The organism is Frankia sp. AgKG'84/4 (assembly GCF_023242965.2).
Taxonomy (GTDB): Bacteria; Actinomycetota; Actinomycetes; order Frankiales; family Frankiaceae; genus Frankia.
Map to the genome: position 1 here is coordinate 1 of NZ_JALKFU020000452.1, position 4,381 is coordinate 4,381.

Genomic DNA, 4,381 nt, shown 5'->3' on the forward strand with positions numbered 1-4,381 from the left:
CCGCGAGCCCGGTCCTGCGCGGGTTGTCCGAGGCCTTCTGTCGGCCGGCGCTGACGGCGCTGCCCGCGGTGTCACGAGCGTGCTGTACCTTCGCGGCGACCTGCGGGTGGGCGTCGAGCTGACGGTGAACCGTCTGCGTCGCCGAGCCCGCGGCGCTGCCGGCGCTCTGGCGGGCCTTCTCGGCGGAGGCGGTGACCTGCGGATGGGCGTCGAGCTGGCGGCGCACCGTCGCCTTCGCCTGGTCCGCGGTGTGCCGGGCCTTCTCGGTCGCGGTCCCGGTCGTCGCGGTGACCTTCGGCCGGACCGCGTCGGTCGCCGAACTCACCCGGCGCCGGAGGTCCTGCGCCGTGCGGCCGGCCACCCGGTGCGGGCTGACCCGGTCGGAGAGCTGGTCGAGGTCGCTGCCGAGCCGCGCTCGGGTTGCTTCGATGTCGGACCGGATCTCATCCGGACTTGTGCTGGTCACTTCCCACCCCGCCGATTCTGATTGGGGAACCCCGTCGTTCTGATGAGGTTCGGCGTTCTGATGAGGCGCCGCGTTTCGTCGCTTTCCTGCCCGCGTGTTGTTACTTGCGCCGGCTCTGCGCCCACTGGACGTCCTCGCGCAGCGTCTCCACGGTCTGCGTCGGCGCCGGGTGCACCTTGCGGACGGTGGACCGGCCAGTGAGCCCGAGGACAGCGGCGACGACACCGAGCGCGACGGCGACGATGAGGGCCGCCCAGCCGAGCGCCATCACCTCGCCCAGCCCGAACATGATCGCGAGCAGCACGAACAGCAGCGCGAACAGGCCGGCGCCGCCGGCCCCCGCGAACATGCCCGCGCCCTTGCCCGCCTTCTTGGCCTCCTCGCGGACCTCCGCCTTCGCGAGCGCCACTTCCTGCCGGAACAATGTGGAGATGTCCGTCACGACCTCGGAGACCAGATGTCCGGTCGAACCCGGCCGAACGTCGCTGGGCGCGTCGACGCCGTTCCGGTACGCGGTCGTATCGTCCGGATACGGAGCAGCTGCCGCGGCTGGATCGGTTCGGTAGGTATCTGTCTGATACGTACTTGCCATGGGGATTCTCCTCGCGGTTTCCGGTGGGGCGTCCGCGTGGCGGCACCCGTGAGACAACGTGTGTGGTCTGCGGAATTCCCGCCTTTGGGCTGCTTAACCGCGTCTGTTGTGGAGTTTGGCGCGCAGCGTCGAGCTGATGCGGTCCGACAGCCCCACCTCGGCGGGCTCCCGGCCAGGCTCGGCGGTGCCCACGCTGGTGTCTGTGCCCACGCTGGTGTCGGTGCCCGCGCTGGTGTCTGTGCCCACGCTGGTGTCGGTGCCCGCGGCGGTGCCGCCACCAGCGGTGCTGTCGCCGCTGGCGCCGTCCGGGCGGTCCCGGGGCTGGCGCACGTCGACGGGTGATGCCTGCGGGTACCTCTCGGCTTCCGTCCGGCCGGTCGCTTCCCTGGCCGCCTCCGCGTCGAGCAGCGCGCCGACCAGGACGACCGTCACCGCGTAGTACAGCCAGAGCATGAGGATGACCACGCCGCCGAGCGCACCGTAGGTCTTGTTGTAGCTGGCGAAGGCGCGGACGTAGAACGAGAACGCGAGGGATGCGACGATCAGCGCGACGGTCGCGACGACCGCGCCGAGCGAGGCCCAGCGCCAGTTCGCCGGTGTGTGCGCCGGCCCGAGGCGGTAGAGCGCGGTGATCGCGGCGAGCAGCAGCAGCGCCAGCACCAGCCACTGCAGCAGCGAGAGCACCACCCGCAGGCCGCCGCCCGGGACGTGCGAGAGCAGCGCGGGGGCGGCGGTGATGCCACCGATGACCAGCACCGCGAGGACCACGCCGCCGAGGCTCATCGCCACCGCGAGCGCGCGCAGCCGCAGTGGCCCCCGCGTCTCCTCCTGCTCGAACGCGACCGTGATGGCCTTGATCAGGTTCTGCGTGCCGGAGGACACGGCCCACAGCAGTCCCACCAGGCTCAGAATCAGACCGATGCCGAGACCGGACGGGTCCGTCGTGGTGATGCCCGTCAGCCAGTCCTTGAGCACCGTGCTGGTCGACGGCGAGAGCGAACCGGACAGCTTCGCGATCTGGTCGCTCACCGACTGAGGACTCGCGACGAGGCCGTACACGGTGATCACGGCGATCACCGCAGGAAAGATCGACAGGATGGCCCAGAAGGCGACCCCGCTCGCCAGCAGGGGGATGGACAGCATCCCGACCTGGGACTTCACCCGCTTGCCGACCGCCAGCCAGCCCGCGCCGCTCACCGACGTCGGACCCCGCCGCGGGGGATCCACGTCGCGCACGGGCCGTGGCGTCCCGTGCCGCGCGAGGTCACGCGCGTCAGCGTCCGGTGCCGCGCCGTCGCTCGGCGCAGGTCCGTTCGTCGTGGCGTGGCGGCGTCCCAGGATGGCGGACGGATTCATGGCGATCTCTCCTGCCGTTGTGACATGACGGCAGGTGTACCCGCGAGCCGCTGGTCAACCCGCTGGTGAGGCGATCAGTCCGCGGCTGGGATCAGTCCGTGCGTTCCTGGGGGGAGGAGTGCTCCCAGTCGGCGAGGATGGTCCGGATGCCCGTCACGAGCAGCAACGGCCGGTCGAGCATCACGTGGTGGCCGGCGAGCGGAATCTCGATCACCGAGGCGACCCGGCCGAGCAGGTTGTACATCTGCGCCCCGATGTCCGGTGTGACGAGGCCGTGCTCCGCCCGGAACAGCGCCACCCGGCAGTGCACCTTGCGCAGCACCTCGGGCGACGGTGTGCGGTTGCCGAACACGTTCGGGTCGAACTTCCAGGTCCAGCCGCCCTGCACCGAGCCGATCGAGCTGCGGGCGATGTGCTCGATGATGTATGGCAGGGAACTCGGCTGCTCCGGCACGGTGCGGAAGCGGGCGAGGGCATCGGTCGCCGTCGGGTAGACCCGCAGCGGGCCGAACGCGGTGCGGTCGCGGGCGGCGCGCTCCTCCGGGGTGAACTCCTGGACGGGCGAGTCGATCACGACGATGCCGGCGACCCGGTCCGGATACTCGGCCGCGGTGGTGATCGTGACCCAGCCGCCCATGCTGTGGCCGATGATGATCGGCGGTGAGGTGACCCCGGCGTGGTCGATGACGCCGATGACCTCGGCAGCCCACGTGCTCAGCGAGTAGTCGTCGCGGCGGTCGCTGTCGCCGTGTCCGGACAGGTCGAGCGCGATGACGCGGTACTCGCTGGAGATCATCGGCGCGATGTGGTCCCACCAGCCGGCGTGCGCGGCGCCGCCGTGGACGAGAACGATCGCGGGCAGCCCGCCCCCGCCCCAGCAGCGGTAGCTGATGGCGGCGCCGGCGACCTCGGTCTCGTGCCGCTCCGGGCGGCGGTCAATGGCGGCCTCGAACCAGGCCGGTGCTTCGTCTTCCATCCCAGTCTCTGCCGTTCGGTTGGTCGAGCGGGGCGATCCGTCCGCTGGCCGGGTTCGACCCGCGGCGTGTCCCACCTTGAATACAACACCGGCTGCCCGGACTCCGGTTGGTCCCGGGCAGGTTGTCGGATTGACGATGGCGCGGCTGGGCCGGTCAGGGATCAGGTTGTGATGAGGTCGCCACCCTGGGTTCGCGGCCGGTGCGGGTGCGCGGTGGTCGCCGGCCCGTGACCCCTCCATGCCGCGGCCAGGCTCGCCCGATCGGGCCATCCGGCCGACCCGGTCACCGGCGGGTCAGAGCATGAAGGAGGAGCTGATGATCGCGCCCTTGCGGCTGTAGTGGATGACGCAGTCCTGTAGATCGAGCGGGTGCGCAGGGATCACGCCGGTGATGACATCCTCCTCCCGCAGCCCGTGCAACGACAGCCCGAAGCGGCAGACATAGACCTTTCCGCCCTCCCGGATGAAGGTCTCGATCTGATTGTTGATGTTGTGCTGGCCAGGGAACGCGGAATCACCGGTGTGCGGAAAGCCTCTCGTCGCCATTGTGTTCATCGCGCCCGGCCCGTGGAAATAGAGCACCGACTCGAATCCCTTGCGCAGCGCTCGGGTGGCCTGCAGGATCGCGACGAAACTGACTGACGACTCGTGCGCGATGCCATGGACGAGGGCGAGGTAGGCCTCGCCGATGTCTCCGTGGTAGTCAGGAAAAATCTTGGTTGAACCGTAGATGCTGGTGCCCGGAGCCAGGCTCGGATGAGGGATCTCGGCGAGGCTGCGTCGTTCGTTCTCGGTGAGCGCGCGCTCGTCCTGGCCCGGTTCCTGCTGGCCCGGTTCCTGCTGGGCAGGCCGCCGCTGCGGCGGCTCGTTCTGCGTCGGCGCCATGCGCGCTCCTCGGTCGGCCCGGGATGTGGGTACGGATCACGGATGGCCGGCGTCGGGCTGTGCGCGCCGGCCGCCGGCTGCCGGCGACGAGGTCGCGGGGCCGGGC

General features: G+C 70.5%; 5 protein-coding genes. All 5 read right to left on the reverse strand.

The window, feature by feature from the left end:
* A partial coding sequence (locus MXD58_RS21040) for a DUF3618 domain-containing protein (protein ID WP_250609782.1) occupies positions 1–466 on the reverse strand: 466 nt, incomplete at its 3' end.
* 100 nt (positions 467–566) lie between these two features.
* Complete coding sequence (locus tag MXD58_RS21045; RefSeq protein ID WP_248841340.1) at positions 567–1,058, reverse strand: phage holin family protein; 492 nt, start codon at positions 1,056–1,058, stop codon at positions 567–569.
* Positions 1,059–1,151: 93 nt separating this feature from the next.
* Positions 1,152–2,414, reverse strand: a complete 1,263-nt coding sequence (locus MXD58_RS21050) for a YihY/virulence factor BrkB family protein (RefSeq protein WP_248841339.1) — start codon at positions 2,412–2,414, stop codon at positions 1,152–1,154.
* Positions 2,415–2,505: 91 nt separating this feature from the next.
* Positions 2,506–3,390 (reverse strand): alpha/beta fold hydrolase, encoded by an 885-nt coding sequence (locus MXD58_RS21055; protein ID WP_248841338.1) that lies wholly within the window; start codon positions 3,388–3,390, stop codon positions 2,506–2,508.
* Between the two features lie 294 nt (positions 3,391–3,684).
* The gene (locus MXD58_RS21060; protein WP_248841337.1) at positions 3,685–4,275 is read right to left on the reverse strand and encodes an MSMEG_0572/Sll0783 family nitrogen starvation response protein; all 591 of its coding nucleotides are present in this window, start codon (positions 4,273–4,275) and stop codon (positions 3,685–3,687) included.
* Between the last annotated feature and the right edge of the window lie 106 nt (positions 4,276–4,381).